11 protein-coding genes and 2 pseudogenes are annotated in these 19340 nt (G+C 56.2%); 6 read left to right on the forward strand and 7 right to left on the reverse strand.

Annotated features, from left to right (window positions below):
- Positions 1–11: 11 nt before the first annotated feature.
- The 4 genes from AC0L7U_RS05395 to AC0L7U_RS05410 all read left to right on the forward strand — a co-directional run bounded on the left by AC0L7U_RS05395 (position 12) and on the right by AC0L7U_RS05410 (position 6898).
- A complete protein-coding gene (locus tag AC0L7U_RS05395; RefSeq protein WP_473694394.1) occupies positions 12–1328 on the forward strand; it encodes a hydantoinase/oxoprolinase family protein in 1317 nt (438 codons plus the stop codon).
- A complete protein-coding gene (locus AC0L7U_RS05400) occupies positions 1210–3597 on the forward strand; it encodes a hydantoinase B/oxoprolinase family protein (protein ID WP_473695670.1) in 2388 nt (795 codons plus the stop codon). Before AC0L7U_RS05395 ends, AC0L7U_RS05400 begins: the two co-directional genes overlap by 119 nt.
- 640 nt (positions 3598–4237) lie before the next feature.
- Positions 4238–5989, forward strand: coding sequence for a methyl-accepting chemotaxis protein (locus AC0L7U_RS05405; protein ID WP_473694396.1), 1752 nt, complete (start codon positions 4238–4240; stop codon positions 5987–5989).
- Positions 5990–6532: 543 nt separating this feature from the next.
- Positions 6533–6898 carry a BA14K family protein gene (locus tag AC0L7U_RS05410; RefSeq protein ID WP_473694398.1) on the forward strand — a complete coding sequence of 122 codons (366 nt, stop codon included), beginning with the start codon at positions 6533–6535 and terminating at the stop codon, positions 6896–6898.
- A 202-nt stretch (positions 6899–7100) separates the two neighbouring features.
- On the opposite strand, the gene AC0L7U_RS05415 is transcribed toward AC0L7U_RS05410, so the two are convergent.
- A complete protein-coding gene (locus AC0L7U_RS05415; protein WP_473694400.1) occupies positions 7101–7757 on the reverse strand; it encodes a DUF2336 domain-containing protein in 657 nt (218 codons plus the stop codon).
- Positions 7744–8196: a DUF2336 domain-containing protein gene (locus AC0L7U_RS05420; RefSeq protein WP_473694401.1), complete on the reverse strand. Its 453-nt coding sequence runs from the start codon at positions 8194–8196 to the stop codon at positions 7744–7746. The genes AC0L7U_RS05415 and AC0L7U_RS05420 overlap by 14 nt, the downstream gene beginning before the upstream one ends.
- Before the next feature lie 702 nt (positions 8197–8898).
- Here AC0L7U_RS05420 and AC0L7U_RS05425 point away from each other — a divergent pair.
- Complete coding sequence (locus AC0L7U_RS05425; RefSeq protein ID WP_473694403.1) at positions 8899–9168, forward strand: hypothetical protein; 270 nt, start codon at positions 8899–8901, stop codon at positions 9166–9168.
- A 32-nt stretch (positions 9169–9200) separates the two neighbouring features.
- Here the strand turns inward: AC0L7U_RS05425 and metH are convergent, their stop codons facing one another.
- The 5 genes and pseudogenes from metH to AC0L7U_RS05450 form a co-directional block, all read right to left on the reverse strand.
- Entirely contained in the window at positions 9201–12929 is a 3729-nt protein-coding gene (metH, locus tag AC0L7U_RS05430) for a methionine synthase (RefSeq protein ID WP_473694405.1), read from the reverse strand.
- 29 nt (positions 12930–12958) lie between these two features.
- A complete protein-coding gene (gene metF / locus AC0L7U_RS05435) occupies positions 12959–13873 on the reverse strand; it encodes a methylenetetrahydrofolate reductase [NAD(P)H] (protein ID WP_473694407.1) in 915 nt (304 codons plus the stop codon).
- Positions 13874–13875: 2 nt separating this feature from the next.
- A pseudogene (locus tag AC0L7U_RS05440) lies at positions 13876–14866 on the reverse strand (ArsR/SmtB family transcription factor).
- Positions 14867–15376: 510 nt separating this feature from the next.
- Positions 15377–16462, reverse strand: coding sequence for a DUF2336 domain-containing protein (locus AC0L7U_RS05445; protein ID WP_473694409.1), 1086 nt, complete (start codon positions 16460–16462; stop codon positions 15377–15379).
- A gap of 349 nt (positions 16463–16811) precedes the next feature.
- Positions 16812–18324, reverse strand: a pseudogene (locus AC0L7U_RS05450) (catalase).
- A 101-nt stretch (positions 18325–18425) separates the two neighbouring features.
- On the opposite strand from AC0L7U_RS05450, the gene AC0L7U_RS05455 reads away from it, so the two are divergent.
- A complete protein-coding gene (locus AC0L7U_RS05455) occupies positions 18426–19334 on the forward strand; it encodes a hydrogen peroxide-inducible genes activator (protein ID WP_473695672.1) in 909 nt (302 codons plus the stop codon).
- The last annotated feature ends 6 nt before the right edge of the window (positions 19335–19340 follow it).

A 19340-nucleotide genomic window follows, 5' to 3' on the forward strand; every position in this document is an offset into this window, starting at 1 on the left:
AGGATCAGAGTATGACGGCAAAGTGGGACTTTTGGGTCGATCGCGGTGGCACCTTCACGGATCTGGTCGGACGTGCGCCAGACGGCAGCATTCACCCCCACAAGGTGTTGTCTGAAAACCCGGAAGCCTACCGCGATGCTGCCATTCAGGGTATCCGCGACCTGATGGGTCTTGCCGCCGACACTCCGATCCCGGCCGACCAGATCGCCACCGTAAAAATGGGCACCACCGTTGCCACCAACGCGCTTCTGGAACGCAAGGGCGAACGCACGGCCCTGTTCATCACCAAGGGCTTCCGCGACGCGCTGGAGATCGGCTATCAGGCACGGCCAGACATTTTTGCCAAGGAAATCATCAAGCCTGAACTGCTCTATGAAGAGGTCCACGAAATCAACGAGCGGGTACGCGCCGATGGCACAGTCGAGCAAGTCATCGACCTGGAGGGCGCCCGCACGCAGCTTCAGGCTGCATTTGATGCAGGCATTCGCTCCATTGCTCTGGTGTTGATGCATGCCTATGCCTTCCCCGAACATGAAGTGAAGCTTGCCGAGGTTGCGCGGGAGGTTGGCTTTCCGCAGATCTCCATTTCGCATGAGGCCTCCCCGCTGATGAAGCTGGTCGGGCGCGGCGACACCACGGTTGTGGATGCCTATCTCTCGCCCATCCTGCGACGCTATGTCAGCCAGGTACAGGACGAACTGGGAGACGGCCCGCGCCTGATGTTCATGCAGTCGTCCGGTGGACTGACGGCCGCCGACCTGTTTCAGGGCAAGGACGCGATCCTGTCAGGACCTGCGGGCGGCGTCGTTGGTGCTGTCGAGACCTCTCGCATGGCCGGCTTCGACAAGATCATCGGCTTTGACATGGGCGGTACATCCACTGATGTCTGCCACTATGACGGCGACTACGAGCGCGCCTTTGAAACAGAAGTCGCAGGCGTTCGCATGCGCGCGCCGATGATGATGATCCACACGGTTGCCGCCGGTGGCGGCTCGATCCTGCATTACAAGGACGGCCGCTTTCAGGTTGGCCCCGACAGCGCTGGCGCCAATCCGGGTCCGGCTTGCTATCGCCGTGGTGGTCCGCTCACGGTCACCGATGCGAACCTGATGACCGGGCGCCTGTCACCCGACTTCTTCCCCAGGGATCTTCGGGCCCAACCGGGACGAGCCGCTGGACGATGCAGTGGTGACCGAAAAATTCGAAGCCATGGCGAAAGACATGGCAGACGGGCGCACCGCAGCCGAAGTCGCCGAAGGGTTTCTCAAGATCGCTGTCGAGAACATGGCCAATGCCATCAAGAAGATCTCGGTACAACGCGGCTATGATGTCACCAATTATGCTCTCACCTGTTTTGGTGGCGCTGGCGGACAGACAGGCTGCCGGGTAGCCGACAGCCTCGGCATGAAGACCGTCATCCTGCACCCGTTCTCCGGCATTCTGTCCGCCTATGGCATGGGCCTTGCCGATGTGCGCGCTGACCGACAGCAAGCTGTTGTCAAGCGACTGGACGACGCCCTGTTGAGTGACCTCGACGCTTTGCGCCAACACCTTTCCGATCAGACAGAAGCCGAGCTGGACGCCCAGTCGATTGCCGTCGACGAGCGCAAGACACGCGCCATTGCTCACCTGCGCTACGAAGGCTCAGACACACCATTGCCCGTGGATCTTGGGTCCGTCTCAGCCATGCGTCAGGCATTCGAAGACCTCCATCGCAAGCAATTCGGCTTCGCCTATTCCGACAAGCCGATTGTCGTTGAAGCGCTGGAAGTGGAAACCATCGGTGGCGGTGCCGGTATTGATGAACCAGACCAGCCTATGAGCGAGCAAACGGGGAACACCGATCGCACCACCCGTTTCTTTGCTGACAACACCTGGGCCGAAGCAGGGGTCTACACCCGCGATGCCCTGACGCCCGGCACGAGCGTTTCCGGACCAGCGCTCATCATCGAGCCTCATGCGACAATCGTCGTTGAAGAGGGCTGGCAGGCCACCGTCAACGCCAAGGATCATGTAATCCTGACCCGCGTCGTCGCGCTGAAACGCCTCGATGCCATCGGCACCAAGGCCGACCCGGTGATGCTGGAAGTGTTCAACAACCTGTTCATGTCGATTGCTGAACAGATGGGCGTGACACTTCAAAACACCGCCTATTCGGTCAACATCAAGGAGAGACTTGATTTCTCCTGTGCCGTTTTCGATCACGATGGCGCTCTGGTGGCCAATGCGCCGCACATGCCCGTGCATCTGGGGTCGATGGACCGCTCTGTCGAAACCGTCATCAAACTCAACAAGGGCAACATCAAGCCGGGCGATGTCTTCGCTCTCAACGCGCCTTACAACGGCGGCACCCATCTGCCCGACATCACCGTTGTCTCGCCGCTCTTCGACGATGATGGCAAGAACATTCTGTTCTGGGCGGCCTCACGTGGACACCACGCCGATGTCGGTGGTTCGGCCCCCGGCTCCATGACGCCGCGCGCCACCACCGTGGACGAGGAAGGCGTTCTCTTTGACAACTTCAAGCTCGTCGATCAGGGGCATTTCCGCGAACAGGAGCTGATCGATCTTCTGACTGATCACCAATATCCGGCGCGCAACCCACACCAGAATGTTGCCGACCTGTCAGCTCAGATTGCCGCCAACGAAAAGGGTATTCAGGAGTTGCGCAAAATGGTCGCAAACTTCAGCCTTGATGTCGTGCAGGCTTATATGGGCCATGTACAGGACAACGCCGAGGAAAGCGTTCGCCGAGTAATCGGGGCTCTTAGCGACAGCAGCTACAGCTATCCGACAGACCAGGGGGCCGTGATCAAGGTCAAGATCACCGTCGACCGCGACAAACGGGAAGCCACCGTTGACTTTACCGGCACATCGCCCGTGAAGCCGAACAACTTCAACGCTCCCGAACCTGTCACCCGCGCCGCCGTGCTGTATTGCTTCCGCGTCATGGTGGAGGGCGACATTCCAATGAATGCCGGCTGTCTCAAGCCGATCCACATCATCATTCCAGACGAGTGCATGTTGAAGCCAACGTATCCGGCGGCAGTGGTCGCAGGCAATGTCGAAACCTCGCAGCATGTCACCAATGCCTTGTTCGCAGCCCTTGGTGCCATGTCCAACAGCCAGGGCACGATGAACAACCTGACCTTCGGCAATGACACCTACCAATATTACGAGACCATCTGTTCCGGCTCTCCTGCGGGCCCCGGGTTCAATGGCACCGATGGCGTGCACGTGCATATGACCAACTCGCGTCTTACCGATCCGGAAGTGTTGGAATTCCGCTTCCCTGTGCTGCTGGAGGACTTTCACATCCGCAAACAGTCCGGCGGTCGCGGCAAATGGACGGCAGGCGATGGCACAAAACGAACGCTGCGCTTTCTGGAGAAGATGGATTGCTCCATTCTGGCCTCGCATCGCTCTCTGCCTCCGAAAGGTCTTGATGGCGCGAGCGACGGCGAAGTGGGACGCACTGAAGTCCGGCGTCTGGACGGCCGCATTCAAGTACTTGATGGCTGTGACCAGACCATGCTGGAAGCCGGTGAAGCGGTCACCGTGATCACACCAACTGCCGGTGGCTGGGGCACCGCGTAACGCCCCCGTTTCGCAACAGGTTCAGCCACCACAGACTTCCCGCCGGCACCTCTCCCGGCGGGAAGATGTTTTCCCCATCCGCTTTACAGCATCACCAATCTGTGGTCCGCCGCAGGGCCCTGTTTTAACCGGCGGCCGGACCGCCGGACCACACCACAGGATTGCAACAGCGCCAAGCTCAGGCGCTCTCCCGATGAAGCGCGGTAACTCATCCCCGAACACGACCATCGTCCCCCGGGGGCAGCTTATGGCCTTGCGGCCAATCCCTTGCATTCATTCGATTTTGTTGCTCTGATTGATAGGAATCCAAGCAGTTGAGCCACTCTGCACACCACCTTCAGTCTCTCATATCAGCCTCTGATGGTCACAAATCTGCACTTGGTCTCGGCCAAACGATCCGTTTATCGCGCACAGTTTCTTTGCGACGACAGGCTCGATGTCAGCGTGTCTGATATGGAGAGAGGCTCTCCACTCTAAGTAGAAATAGATATGCATTTCATTTTTATTCTGATTTTAAATATTTAAATCGATGAGAACTAGGCATTTATATCAATAAACTGGCTGTTTTCGATAATTTTGATTTAACACTTTACTTGAAGGATGAGCATTCAAAGCAATTTAACCAAGCCGAGACCGTGAAATGAATTTTTTGCTTTTCAATCGCTCAATATTGTCAAAAATACTTTTCCTGATTGGCTTGCTCAGCATTGCAACAATCGGATGCGTCACCATTGCGATCTATCAGATGGTCAGCATAGGCAACGAGCTGGAAGATGTAGCCCAGCACAATATCCCCCTGACCAAGGCGGTGAATGACGTCACGATGCACCAGCTTGAACAGACCACTCTGCTCGAACGGACCTTGCGAATGGCGGGCATTAGCCCGGACAATGCGGGAGCCATTCTGGAGCAAACAGAAAAGCAGCTGATCCTGCTCGGCAAAAGCATCGATAAGGAGTTAGGCAGAACCGTCTCCATCGCCGCCAAAGAAGCAGAGCTCGCCTTCGAAACCGACACCACCCTCAATCATGGTGTCATACGCCAGCGTCTTGAAACGCTGCGCCAAAATCATGGGGCCGTCCAATCCCTCATTTTACAGACCGTTCAGGCGATCAACCAAAAGGACATGAGGACAGCGCATAAACTTGCAGATACCGTCACCGAGCAGGAAGAAGCGCTCAATGACCAGTTCCTGAAAATCATCGCAACGCTTGAAAAAGCAACACAAGCGTCTGCAACACGCGCGCTGCACCATGAACAGACTGGAACCTTGCGTCTGATCACGATCGCAAGCATTGCCATCCTCGTCGCTATCATCTGTGCGGTTCTCATTGCACAGCGCGGTATCTCGCGGCCGCTCACCCGCATCTCACGAGCCCTCAAAGGGCTGGCCGCGGGCAAGACCGACATTGATGTCAATGCCGAGAGCCGCGATGAGATCGGTGATCTTGCCCGCACCTTTTATGAGTTCAAGGAAACCATGCTCGAAGTGGAGCGACTTCGCATTCAGGCCAAGGAAGAGGAAGAGCGCATCGAATTGGAAAAGCGCGATGCCACGCTGCGTCTTGCAGATTCCCTGGAGACCCAGGTGAAATCCGTGACAGACCAGGTCGGGACTGCCATCAAGGCGCTGGAGCAGACCGCGGATGGCCTGTCGGCGGCCTCAGAAGACACCAATCAGCGCATTGTCACTGTCTCGGCGGCCTCGGAAGAATCTGCGACCAACGCCCAGTCCGTCGCCACAGCCATCACCCAGCTTGCCACCTCGATCAACGAGATCAGTCGGCAGGTCACCAAGGTGCAATCTGCATCCTACCAAACAACAACGCTGGTCAGCGATTCCACCAAGACGGTCATCGGATTGTCTGCATCGGCTCAAAAAATCGGGGATTTCCTCAGCCTCATCAGCGACATCGCAAATCAGACCAATCTCTTGGCTCTGAACGCGACAATCGAGGCTGCGCGCGCTGGCGAATCCGGCAAAGGCTTTGCCATCGTCGCTGGTGAGGTCAAGGCCCTGGCCAGTCAGACCGCAGGAGCGACAGATCAGATCAGTCGCCTGATCGCAGATCTGCAAACGGGGACCGAGCAAACAAGCAATGCCATCTCGCAGGTGCTTCAAGCCATGGAAACCATTGACGCGGAAGTCGGCGGCATTGCGGCTGCGATCGAGGAACAGAATACCGTCACAAGCGAGATTGCCAGCAACACGGATGGGGTAGCAGCTGGCAGTGAGGACATTTCGCGCAACATGACACCTTTGCGTGAAACATCTCAACGCTCGTCTGAGAGCGCCAGCAACATGCGCCAGACGGTTCGTGGATTGAACCAGCAAACTGCCACGCTGGATCAACAGCTCAACGCCTTCCTGCTCAACATCCGCGCATCGTGACCGGCGGTCAGGCCAACGACAGCTGACAGCGGGAAATCGTCGCCTGCAAGACAGTTCGATTTGCCAATGCAGCCGGGCTGTCTTGTCCTCCTCTGCTTTCTGTTCTGTCTGCGCTCTCGACCCGGTGACTTTACCTCGAAGTGTCTTCGCAAGTCGTCACAAGGCACATCCGCGTCAAGAAATGGTCTTGATCTCGACTTAACTTGGACGCAAGCAGGCATTTAAAATACTAGAAAGGTGCCCCATCTATAGAGAGTGGCCCGGTAAATGCGTTTCAAAGCGGCGTACTTCGGTTGAAATGCACTTATGAGGCCACATCAGGGGACCGCTCCCTTTCTGAAATTTTGAAGAACGGACATCTGCCCCCACACAGGGTTTATGCATGATATCTGGCGGAAAATAGCGACGGAGCAAACGTTAGATCCAAGATGAATGCAACATGAACATGGATCTCAGACACCGTTCAAACCGTTTCCCCTAGGATGACATCATAAACAAGGCACCGGATGCCTCGCTCATACGAATGTTATGGAGACCAAGACGATGACCAAGTCAAAACGCATCATTGCCCTCGCTCTTTCCAGCGCACTGCTGCTGCCAACCGTCGGCGCAGCACAGGCTGATGGCTGGCACCACCACCACCACCGCTATTACGGCCACCGCCACCACAACAACAACGCCGGTGCTGCCGTGGCTGCTGGTGTGATCGGTCTGGCCGCTGGCGCGATCATCGGCAGCGCTGCCAGCCAGCCGAGCCGTCGCGTTTACCGCGAACCGCCTGTCACATCCAGTGGCCTGAAGCCCTGGAGCCCTGCATGGTATCGCTATTGCTCGAACAAGTACCGGTCGTTCAACCCCCGCACCGGCACCTACGTCGCCTATAGCGGTGACGTAAACTTCTGCAACTAAACGCAGACGTCGTATGAGCAAGCCTGCAACGGATGTCATATTGCATCCGTTGCAGTGCCGCCTGAGATAAGAAGACTGACGTGTCGCATCACCACATGCGGTAAACGAAAAGGCCCGGTTTGAACCGGGCCTTTTCGTTTGTATCTATCGTTCGCCGCCTTGGCCGGGGATTTCTGAATAACAAGCACAGCCGCTGAGTTCGTCAGGCAGCAGGCGCCTTGCCTTCCATCTCCTGATCGGCGCTTTTCTGCATTTTTTGCAAGGCGCTGCGGGCACTCGCTATGGAAAGCTTATCAAACCGATCCAACTCGGCAACAATCTCTGCGCCACCGTATTTATGGTGCTTCGCACGCATCGTCAAAATGCTCTTGTAGCCAGTCGATCCCAATTTTTCTGCCTTGCAGATCACCATGAGAGGGCGAACATCGCGGTTCTTGATCGAGCGAATAACAGCCGCAAACGGCAGCTCCGCACGGGCAGCCAACACAAGACCCAACTCCATCAACTTGTTTGAACGGGCATAATTCCCAATCACGTCATCAAATTTCATCTCGCCTTTGGCAATGGCTTCAACAACCGCGCCGACCTGTTCTCGGGTCACAGCCAACCGTCGCGCCCGTTCTTCCTGTTCACGAGCCGTGCGCTCGGCCAGAGCCGCAGCAAACACGCTCTCCCCGCCGAGATCCTTGAGATGCGCCCGCAACTCGCCGCTCAAAAGATGCACCAGAAGCCTGATCGCCTCCTCCGGCAAATCCTTGCGTTCGATCAGCACTGCCTGAAGTTCGTTGAAATGTTCACTCTTGCGGATCAGACGATCAAAAGTCGCAGCGGTCATGCGCGCGCCTTCATTCTTGGCCACCTTGGCTCAACACCGCCTCATTGCCGCGTTCGACCAGAATCTCGGTCACGCTCTCGCCGAGAGCATCTCGCTGAGCCAGCGCCCAAAGATGCTTCATCGATCCTGTTTGAGCAATATTCTGCTGTTCATCAGGCGGCAACATCTGCGCCGATTTCAAAACCGGTCCAGCAACCGAGATGCTCTCATCTGCCGCCAGTTTCCGGATCAGTTCTTCCGGAACATTGGCATGCGGCGCAATGCGGTGCGCCAGCCGAATACGGGTGTCTTCTTCCAGCGTCTGGAACACCTCAAGCACAATCTGTCCAAACAGATTGCGCACATTTTCATCTTCGTTTTCATTCGAAATGAAGAACAATTCGGTCAGGGCGTCAATCAATGCACGGCGGCCCTCCCGGCTGTCATCACGGGCCAACTGCGGCAATTCACTGAGATGGACCATGCACCTACACTTTCAAGACCTAAACAGTATTAGACACATTCAACACAAATGTCGTTAATAAGATCCAATCAAAAATCGCAATTCTGGCCAAATATGTCAAATGTGACGAGGATTAGTAAACTGTAATTGTCTATACAACATCTTGACGTCTGACAATGGATGCTGCGGAGTGAAAGGTCACACGCCCAACCTCTTGTGACTTTTCGCTGTTCAATGCCAAAGCCTTAAAATCAAATGGGTTTCAAAATCGGCAGTTTGCCGGAAAATTGATATCCAGGGTGCGTCAATTTTGAACATCTTTTCTCTTCGCAAGGCCGTTAACTTCCCGTACACTCCCTCCTGTAGAAAAAGGTAACAGGGAGTGCATTATGGTTTTGACACGTCACTTGAATGTGATCGTCTTCTGCGCTGCTATCACCTTTGTGGCTTGCATCGCTGTGGGCGTCATTTGACGAGACGCGAAAACGGGGGCTGCTGATCTGATGAGATCAGCCCCCTGAAAAAGATCATTCACCGCTGTTCGTCAGCGTTGGATTTTGAGTAAGCCAATTTTTCAACCCCTTGGGACAGAACGTCCCGCGTCGGCGTTGTTTTACGAGTAGACTGCGGGCGTCGAGGAGATGCCCGCCGAGGTTTCAGTCCCGCAAGTCCGCCTTGGTGCATGACCACCCCACAGGGATATTGCCCTGCACGGACATGGGTTTGAAGCTTCAGAGTAGCTCACCAGATGTAAAGCGGCATTCAAAGCCTCTGGCGTCCGGTGCAGAGATTTTCTTGTTCCAGTTGGGCACAAGCATGATGATGCAATGGCTCACACTGGATTTTTTTATTTTGCCCAACCATCTTGCAGCGCCCCGGCATATCTTTTGCCCGAACGAAATTTTGCAAGCCCTCACAGACCACCCAACCGGATACGAAAAAACCGACGCACAATACGCCGGTTTTTCAAACTTCGCTTTGGCAACGGCCTGACACTCGAGGATAAGCCTCGTCGCGGGAGAGGCCTATTCGGCAGCCTTCATCCGCAACGGATCGTAATTGAGGATGGGTGCCAACCAGCGTTCCGCGTAGCCGATATCCCACCCCTTGCGCTCTGCATAGTCCTCAATCTGATCACGTTCCACTTTGCCAATGCCAAAATAATGGCTGTCCGGATGCGAGAAATACATGCCGCTGACCGATGACCCCGGCGACATGGCAAAGCTCTCCGTCAAGGAAATTCCGGTGGCCTTTTCCGCGTCAAGCAAACGGAAAAGTGTTTCTTTTTCGGTGTGATCCGGCTGTGCGGGATAGCCCGGAGCCGGACGGATGCCAGCATATTGCTCACCGATCAACTCCTGATTGCTCAAAGTCTCGTCGGCTGCATAGCCCCACAGATCCTTACGCACGATCTGGTGTAGCTTTTCTGCGAAGGCTTCTGCAAGCCGGTCGGCAATCGCCTGGCTGAGGATCTTGCTGTAATCATCATTGGCTTTGTCGTAGATCGCGGCAAGCTCGCTCTCACCATGTCCGGCGGTCACGGCAAAGCCGCCGAGATAGTCAGGAATGCCCATATCTTCAGGCGCAATGAAGTCACTCAGGGCAACATTGGCGCGCCCGCCGCTGGTTCGGCTCATCTGCTGTCGCAACGTATAGAAGGTTGCGATTTCGCGCTGACGCTGCTCGTCCTCGAACAGAACAATATCATCCCCCCGCGCAGTCGCGGGCCACAGGCCGGCAACGCCGTTGGCGGTGAGCAGCTTCTTTTCGACGATCTCTTCCAGCATCCGCTGTGCATCGTTGAAAAGCGCCGTCGCTGCCTCGCCGTAGCGATCATCGCTCAACACCTGCGGATAACGCCCCTTGATTTCCCAGGTCGAAAAGAATGGCGTCCAGTCAATGACCGGCACCAGATCTTCCAGCGGGAAATTTTCAAAGGTTTTCAGCCCAAGATGCTTGGGAGCTTGCGGGCGATGTGCCTTGAAATCAGGCTTGAAGGCATTGGCCCGTGCCGCAGCAATTGATGTGCGCTTGGCGCCGCCACGGGTGCGGGCATGTTCAGCAGCGATACGCGCGTATTCCTCGCGGATTTCACCGAAGTATTTCGGACGTTGCTCCGGGTTCATCAGACGCGAGGCCACACCAACGGCTCGGCTGGCATCCGTGACGTAAATCGCCTGCGCGCGCTCATAGTTCGGGTGGATCTTGACTGCCGTATGCACCTTGCTCGTCGTTGCACCGCCAATCAGCAGTGGCACGTCAAAGCCTTCACGCTCCAATTCGGCTGCAACATGGCACATTTCATCGAGAGATGGCGTGATCAGACCAGACAGCCCAACGATGTCGACCTTCTGCTCACGCGCGACTTCCAGGATCTTGGCTGCGGGCACCATCACACCCAGGTCGACCACCTCGAAGTTGTTGCACTGAAGAACGACGCCAACGATGTTCTTGCCGATGTCATGCACATCGCCCTTGACCGTCGCCATCAGGATCTTGCCGGAAGATGACTGCTGTTCCAGCCCCTGTTCTTCCTTTTCCTTCTCCATGTAAGGCATCAGGTAAGCCACAGCCTGCTTCATCACACGGGCAGATTTCACCACCTGCGGCAGGAACATCTGGCCTGAGCCGAAAAGATCACCAACGACGTTCATGCCGTCCATCAGCGGGCCTTCGATGACGTGCAAGGGACGGTCGAAGCTCTGACGCGCTTCCTCGGTGTCGGCCACCACATATTCGGTGATACCGTTGACAAGCGCATGTTCCAGACGCTTGGCCACATCCCAGGTGCGCCATGTCAGATCCGCTTCGCGCTTCTTGCCGCCCTCGCCCTTGTAGCGCTCGGCCGCCTCCAGCAAGGCATCCGTTGCCGCCTCAGACCGGTTGAGCACGACATCTTCACAAAGCTCTCGCAGCTCAGGATCCAGCTTGTCGTAAACCGCAAGCTGCCCCGCATTGACGATGCCCATATCCATGCCACGCTGAATGGCGTGATACAGAAACACCGAATGCATGGCTTCACGCACACCGTCATTGCCTCGGAAGGAGAACGACAGGTTCGACACACCGCCCGAAATATGGGCGTGAGGCAGATTGTCCTTGATCCACTTGGTGGCATTGAGGAAATCGTTGCCATAATTGTTGTGCTCTTCGATGCCCGTTGCGACCGCAAAAATATTCGGATCGAAGATGATGTCTTCGGGTGGCAGTCCAATCTCTTCAGTCAGGATCTTGTAGGAGCGCGCGCAGATCTGCGTCTTGCGCTCATAGGTATCGGCCTGACCGGTCTCGTCGAACGCCATGACGACAACGGCAGCTCCATAGCGGCGCACAAGCTGCGCATGTTTGCGGAACTCGTCTTCGCCTTCTTTCAACGAGATCGAATTGACGATCCCCTTGCCCTGAATGCACTTCAGACCAGCCTCAATCACTGTCCATTTGGAGCTGTCGACCATGATCGGCACACGGGCAATATCCGGTTCGGCAGCAATCAAATTGAGGAATGTGACCATCGCCTCCTCGGAATCCAGCAGACCTTCATCCATGTTGACGTCGATAATCTGCGCACCGTTCTCAACCTGATCACGCGCCACATCAAGCGCTGTGGCGTAGTCGCCCGCCTTCACCAGCTTGCGGAATTTGGCCGATCCTGTGACGTTGGTCCGCTCCCCCACATTAACAAAGTTGACTTCCGGCGTGATCACGAAAGGCTCGAGACCCGACAGGCGCGTGTGGCGCGGCACATCCGGGATCTGACGCGGTGCCTTGTCGGCAACAACCTCTGCAATCGCTTTGATGTGGGCCGGCGTCGTGCCACAGCAGCCGCCAACCACATTCACCAGACCTTCTTTGGCGAACTCTTCCAAAAGACCAGCCATGAACTCCGGGCTCTCGTCATACTCACCGAACTCATTCGGCAGACCAGCGTTCGGATAGGCACAAATCAGTGTGTCGGCAACGCGCGACAGTTCATCAATATGGGCGCGCATTTCCTTGGCACCCAGCGCACAGTTGAGACCAACGGTCAAAGGCTCTGCATGGCGGATGGAATTCCAGAAGGCTTCCGGTGTCTGACCGGACAGCGTACGTCCCGACAGATCGGTGATCGTGCCTGAAATCATCACCGGCAACTTGCGCCCGATTTCCACGAACACTTCATCAATGGCGAAAAGCGCAGCCTTGGCATTCAGCGTATCAAAGATGGTCTCGACCAGAATAAGGTCGGCGCCACCGGCGATCAGCCCGCGCACAGCCTGCGCATAGGCGATGCGCAAATCATCGAACGAAACGGCACGAAAACCCGGATTATTGACATCCGGCGAGATGGACGCGGTCCGGTTGGTTGGCCCGAGGCCTCCGGCGACGAAGCGCTTGCGCCCCGGCTCCTTGGCTTCCATCTCATCGCAGGCCTCACGGGCCAGACGTGCACTGACTTCGTTCAACTCATACGCCAGTTCTTCCATGCCATAGTCGGCCTGGGCGATGGTTGTCGATGAGAAGGTGTTCGTCGCAACGATGTCCGCTCCCGCCTTCAGGTAATCCAGGTGGATCGCACGGATCGCATCAGGCTGCGTCAGGCTGAGAAGATCGTTGTTGCCCTTGATGTCCGACGGCCAGTCGGCAAAGCGGTCACCCCGGTAGGCGGCTTCGTCAAATTTCAGGTTCTGGATCTCGGTTCCCATCGCCCCATCAAGGATGAGGATGCGGGAAGCAGCGCTAGTGCGCAGTTGCTCGAACGCGTCAGTCTTTTTCACTTTTCAACCTTTCGGGCCAGCCGTCCGCTTCACGCTGCTTCGATCTTGGGCGAAGCCGGTGTCAGTCCCAGCATATGGCAGATGGCATAGGTCAGCTCTGCCTTGTTCATGGTGTAGAAATGGAACGTCGAGATGCCTCGATCAACCAGATCCATCACCTGTTCACAGGCAACAGCCACGCCTACCAGCTTGCGCGTCTCGGCATCGTCTTCCAGACCGGCGAACCGACGCTCCAGCCAGGCCGGAATGGACGTGCCGCATTTCTCGGAGAACGAACAGGTCTGCTGGAAATTCTGGATCGGCAGAATACCCGGCACCACCGGAATAGTGATCCCGGCCTTGGCCAGACGTTCCAGATAGGCTTCAAACAAATCATTGTCGAAGAAATACTGGGTGATGATCCGCGACGCGCCAGCATCCACCTTGCGCTTCAGATTGTCGATCTCGAAGTCCCACCCGGCACTTTCCGGGTGCCGTTCAGGATAGCCGGAGACAGAAACATCGAAGTCGCCGATCTTCTTGATCCCTTCCACCAGATCACACGCATAGGCATAGCCTGCAGGATGCGGCTTGTACTCAGTGCCAATACCATCAACAGGATCTCCGCGCAGGGCCACCAGATGACGCACACCCATGGCCCAATACTCGCGGATGATTTCGTCAATATCATCGCGTGACGCAGCCACACAGGTCAGATGCGCGGCCGGGCGCAATTTGGTTTCCTTGAGAATGCGCTGCACAGTCTTATGTGTCCGCTCGCGCGTTGATCCGCCCGCACCATAAGTGACCGAGACAAATTCCGGCGCGATGGGCGCAAGACGTTCAACCGTCTGCCAAAGCACCTCGGCCATCTTGTCGCTCTTGGGCGGAAAGAATTCGAAGGACACCGACATATCGGGGGCACTCGACTGACGAGACAGTCTGTTTTCGCTTGTATCACTCATGTTCAGGCAACCTCCCGATTGTGGTCTAGGACCGGATAATCCGTGACAATCCTTGGGTCACGGGCGAGCCACAGAGACACTGTGAGCTGCGCTTCCTGGTCATTCTTGGGTGTCAGGTCTTCGACCAGATCCAGTTCAAGATGCAGCGCTTCTATCCAGCGCTGCATCTGATCGTGCGAAAAGCCAAGCCGGCGATGGGCATGGCCGTCACGCAGAAATTCAAGGTCATGGGGCGCAAAGTCGATGATCAACAACCGACCACCGGGCCGCAATGCTCTTGCAGCTTCCGACAGGGCACGCGCCGGCTCATCGAGAAAATGCAACACCTGATGGATCGCCACAACATCAAATGAGCCCTGCGGCACATTCAGCGCATAAACATCGCCCTGCCGCACCTGTGCGCTTGTCAGGTGTGCAAGGTTTGCACGGGCCACCGACAACATATCATGCGAGGCATCAATGCCCAGACCCGCCTGATAGCGATCCGACAGCAATTCCAGCAATCGTCCCGTGCCAGTGCCCAGATCGAGGAAACTTTGAAACGGTGTCTCGCCGAGAGCACGCAGAATGGCAGCTTCCACATCACTGTCATCAGCATGCAGCGAGCGCTCCTGGTCCCAGGTCGTTGCACGGGCGGCGAAATAGGCGGCGGCCTCCTCGGCCTTCCCCTTGCGCAAGGCCGAAAACCGAGCCTGATCCGCACTCAGGATCGGATCCTCCGGGCTGATGCGCGCAACGACTTCGCGCGCAAGGTCCGCCGCCGGGCCATCGGACAGACGATAGTAGACCCACGATCCTTCAGGGAAGCGCAGCACCAGTGCCCGCCTCTGTCAACAGCTTGAGATGGCGCGAGATCCGCGGCTGACTCTGCCCCAGAATGGCCGTCGCATCCTTGACCGTCAGCTCACTTTCCGCCAGCAGCGCAATCAGGCGCAAGCGGGTGCTCTCGCCGATCGCGCGCAAGGTCGCCAAGGATTCCTCAATCGAAAACATTCGTCTCTCGCCCTCAAAACGATATAAACATATCTTTATGCGACAATTGAAATGATTGCAACCCGCGCAAACGCAATGACACATGTTCTCATGAAAAACGGCAGGACGGTGAAGGCAAAGAAAGAAGGACCTGCCAATGCTGTCGGCAGGTCCTCAGGTGGGCCTAAGGCCACCCGGCCGAAACCGGGCTTATGCGCACTGCTAACCCGTCTGGAGGTCACGGATCAGCCCTTTGCCCTACACTCTCCGGCAACATCTGCGAGGGGGAAGCAGCGTTGCAGGTCGGGCGATTTCCAAACGCTACACCTGCCGCATTAATCAGATATGCTCCCAATACCCGACAAGCCAGAGGGTCGCATTTGCCAAGTATTCACAAATTAGAAATTGTAATTAGGCTCTTTCCCGTAGTCCGCGAGAGCCCCTTTTTCTTAAGCCCCTGAAAAACAAAGAGCGGCCGAAGATCGACCGCTCTAAACTGACTTTTACGTGTAAATCGCTTTTTTGGGTGACTTACAGCATGTCCGACAAGTTCCAGTGTGCAACCTTGGTCTGCGCATCAGACGGGCTCATGCGTTCAAACTTATGCATGGCATCCGTACGATCTTCCGCCGACAGGCGATAGCGCCATGGCCCGATTTTCAGGAGGCTGCTGACCGTGAGGCTTGATAGCCCCATGGCGCGTGCAATTGTCACGAACGGCAAGGGATCGGCCCGCACCATCCAGTGACTGACTTCCTCCAGTCCACAACGCATCAACCAGGCGGTTGTGGCCACTGCTTCCGGGAAACGTTCTTCAGAAATGAACCGGCGCAACGTGCCTTCATTGACCAGCCCTTCGCGGGACAGTTGCAGAACGCGACTTCGCGCCGTTTCGAAATCATAGCGCGAGATCCAGTACTCATTGGTCATGCGCTGCGTGGCGAGTTTTTCAGCCTCCGAGAGATAACCGGCCTCAGGATCCTGGCCTTTTTCTTCAAGCTTCTTGCGAACCTCAGCTCCAGCCACCTTCACCAACTGGCGAATATGATCTTCCGCCAGATTGGGACGTTCGCTCAACAGGTCCAGCAAAGTGGCGTCCGCAGACGCGTCACCGATCAGGCGCACCATACCATCGCCGGAAACATTGGCCCCGGCATTCCGCGCCACCTGACGCTTGACCCGAATATCTCCACGCTCAACCAGCATGTCGGTGACCATCTCAGACAGCAAGTCGCGCTGTGCGATTGCCAGCATATGATCGCTGCCCTTGGTCCGGGCGATCTCGACCAGATCACTATCACGCAGCACCGGCGAATTCGTCAGCACCGGCTCTGCCACCTGAATTTCATCGGCAGCAAGCTTGCGCAGGGTTTCTTCCGGCCCTCGTCGCAGGCCAGACAGTTTTTCGGCCACGAAACTGCGGACTTCCAGTTCCACCATGCCAACGAGCCGCACGAGCACACTGTCGTAAACGTCCACCTGCTCGTCCGAGCAGCGATCCGACGTAAAAGAAAACAGCATGGCCACATGGCGGGCCAATTCGGCTTTGCGACCGCTATCAACATCCCCGGCCAAGGCATTGAAATTCACGAGTTCGGTTTTGACGACTTCAGACATTCATTGCTACCCAGCTTTATCTTTAGGGACGGATGATGCGGGTGAGACCTAAAAAACCCAGAAAGTCTTCCTTCCAAAGTCGATTCAAAAGAGATTGGACCTGACAAGGTTTCGTTAACGTTGTCACAACGAACGCACCAAAAATCTGATTTCATTCGATAATTACAATCAAACCGCACAGAGTTCACGGAAAAAGCACTGCAACTTAGGCTGCAAAAAGCCAAAAGTACCTGTTGATGAAACCGACCATCCCGTCAACAAACACTGGCACAGAACCTCCTGAAAAGACAAAGGGAGGACAAAGCCTCCCTTTGCTTAATGCTTACAGTGACACTCAGACAGGATGCCGTTATTCAGCGGCTTCCTGAGGAGTGTTCTCGTCAACCGGAATGCCGTTCGGGTCATAGCCCTCGCCGGCTTCCTCAAGTGCCTTGCGGACCCCTGCGCCATAATCTGGATGCACCAGATCAAAATGGCGGCACTGCCGTTCCTTGATGTAATCCGGAACGCCAGCCATGGCACCCGCGATGTTGGCACACAAACGCTTGCGCTCACCATCGTCCATTACCTTTTCAAACAGTGCACGGACCTGGCTGTAATCGTCATAGCCCTTGCGGTGGTCATAACGATCGGCGTTGCCGTCGATCTTGAGCGGCGGCTCTTTGGCGGACGGCTGTTCAACCGCACCGTTAAAGGAGTTTGGCTCATAGTAGGCATTCACGTCCCCGGAGGCCAAGCCACCGTAAACGTTCATCTCACCATCGCGGTGGTAATGATGCACCGGGCATTTCGGACGGTTGACCGGGATCTGCTCGTAATGTGTTCCAAGGCGGTGACGATGGGCATCCGCATAAGAGAAGACACGCGCCTGCAACATGCGATCCGGCGAGAAGGCAATACCCGGAACAATGTTCGACGGTGAGAACGCAGCGGTCTCAATCTCGGCGAAATAGTTGTCCGGATTGCGGTTCAGCTCGAAATAGCCAATATCCATGGGCGGATAATCGTCATGCGGCCAGACCTTGGTCAGATCGAACGGATTGAACGGGCAGTTTTCTGCCTCCAGCTCCGGCATGATCTGGATCTGCATTTTCCAACGCGGATATTTGCCATCTTCAATCGTGTTGTAGAGCGCTTCCTGATAGCCTTCACGCGTCTTGCCGACGATGTCTTCCGCTTCTCCGTTGGAATAGTGCTCGTGGCCCTGTTCCGTTTTGAAGTGGAACTTGACCCAGAACCGCTCACCGTTGTCATTCCACAGCGAATAGGTGTGCGAACCGTAGCCGTTCATGTGCATCGGGGTCTTCGGCAAACCACGATCCGACATCAAAATAGTGACCTTAGTGCAGACTTTCAGGCGACAGCGACCAGAAGTCCCACATGGCAGTTGGCGAGCGCATATGTGTGCGCGGATGGCGCTTCTGCGTGTGGATGAAATCCGGGAACTTGTAAGGATCGCGCACGAAGAACACTGGCGTGTTGTTGCCCACCAGATCCCAGTTACCTTCTTCGGTATAGAACTTCAGGGCAAAGCCGCGCACGTCGCGCTCGTGGTCGGCCGCTCCCAACTCACCAGCCACCGTTGAGAACCGGGCCAGCATCGGCACTTCCGCGCCCGGTTGCAGGGCCTTGGCCTTGGTGTACTTGGAAATATCACCCGTGATCTTGAGCACGCCATGCGCACCCCAACCCTTGGCGTGAACTGTGCGCTCCGGGATCCGCTCGCGGTTCTGATGTGCGAGCTTTTCCAGCAGCTGATAATCCTGCATCAGAATCGGGCCGCGTTCACCCGCAGTCTGACTGTTCTGGTTGTCCGGCAAAGGCGCGCCGCCGGTCGTTGTCAAAATGGGCTTATCGCTCATGAGAACTCTCCTTTTCCCTCTTCGGCGAAACTATAAGATACCTGAAACGATCAGGTCCAATTGTATTGATTCCAGATTGCGATCAGTTATTCTTATTGACCATGATCTCATTACGCCAACTCCGCTACCTCGAAGCCCTCGCCACTCACTTGCACTTCCGCAAGGCAGCCGACGCCGTTGCCGTGTCTCAGCCGGCCCTGTCTATGCAAATCAAGGACCTTGAGGCCACACTCGGCCTGAAACTGGTCGAACGACAACCCAACTCTGTACGCCTCACATCGCAAGGGCATGACATCGTCGAACGGGCTCAGAAAATCCTGACGGACGTGAGAGATCTGGTGGACTATGCGCAACAATTGGCCAGTCCCTTGTCGGGGCATCTGCGTTTGGGGATCATACCTTCGATCGCTCCTTATCTGCTGCCGCGAGTGTTGCCCGAGTTGAACCGGGCACACCCGGAATTGCAGCTGACCATTCGCGAGACCCTGACGGATCCCATGACCAGAGAACTCATCGCAGGCGATTTGGATGCAATGATTGTCGCCTTGCCAATCCGCAATCCGGGGCTGGTCAGCGAACCCTTGTTCACCGACCGCTTCCTTCTTGCCCGCCAGGCAGATCCGACGATTTCGACCGAAGACAGGGTGTCGACGGATGATCTCGACACCAAAAACCTGCTGCTGTTAGAAGAAGGGCATTGTCTGCGCGAACAGGCGCTGAACTATTGCCAGCACCTGCCCTCTCCCGAACGCAATACGCTGGGGGCCACATCTCTTGCCACCGTCATGCAGATGGTGGCCGCGGGATATGGCGTCACTCTGCTGCCGGAAATCTGCGCCGACTTTGAAGTGCGCGATGACAGGGTCTTGCTGCAGCGCTTCACGGACCCTCAGCCTTCGCGCACCGTCGGTCTTGTGTGGCGCAAGTCTTCGCCCCGCACCAATGACTTCGAAGCGCTGAAACTCTCACTCAACACCGCAATAGGTGACCTGGCCCTGTCAGCGGACTGACGCTCA

Source organism: Roseibium sp. 10G30-5, assembly GCF_055809635.1.

What these genes read in the sequence shown, in the direction of transcription:
- AC0L7U_RS05395 (WP_473694394.1), top strand. Translation starts at nt 12, where the DNA reads ATGACGGCAAAGTGGGACTTTTGGGTCGATCGCGGTGGCACCTTCACG.
- AC0L7U_RS05400 (WP_473695670.1), top strand. Translation starts at nt 1,210, where the DNA reads ATGGCGAAAGACATGGCAGACGGGCGCACCGCAGCCGAAGTCGCCGAA.
- AC0L7U_RS05405 (WP_473694396.1), top strand. Translation starts at nt 4,238, where the DNA reads ATGAATTTTTTGCTTTTCAATCGCTCAATATTGTCAAAAATACTTTTC.
- AC0L7U_RS05410 (WP_473694398.1), top strand. Translation starts at nt 6,533, where the DNA reads ATGACCAAGTCAAAACGCATCATTGCCCTCGCTCTTTCCAGCGCACTG.
- AC0L7U_RS05420 (WP_473694401.1), bottom strand. Translation starts at nt 8,196, where the DNA reads ATGGTCCATCTCAGTGAATTGCCGCAGTTGGCCCGTGATGACAGCCGG.
- metF (WP_473694407.1), bottom strand. Translation starts at nt 13,873, where the DNA reads ATGAGTGATACAAGCGAAAACAGACTGTCTCGTCAGTCGAGTGCCCCC.
- AC0L7U_RS05445 (WP_473694409.1), bottom strand. Translation starts at nt 16,462, where the DNA reads ATGTCTGAAGTCGTCAAAACCGAACTCGTGAATTTCAATGCCTTGGCC.
- AC0L7U_RS05455 (WP_473695672.1), top strand. Translation starts at nt 18,426, where the DNA reads ATGATCTCATTACGCCAACTCCGCTACCTCGAAGCCCTCGCCACTCAC.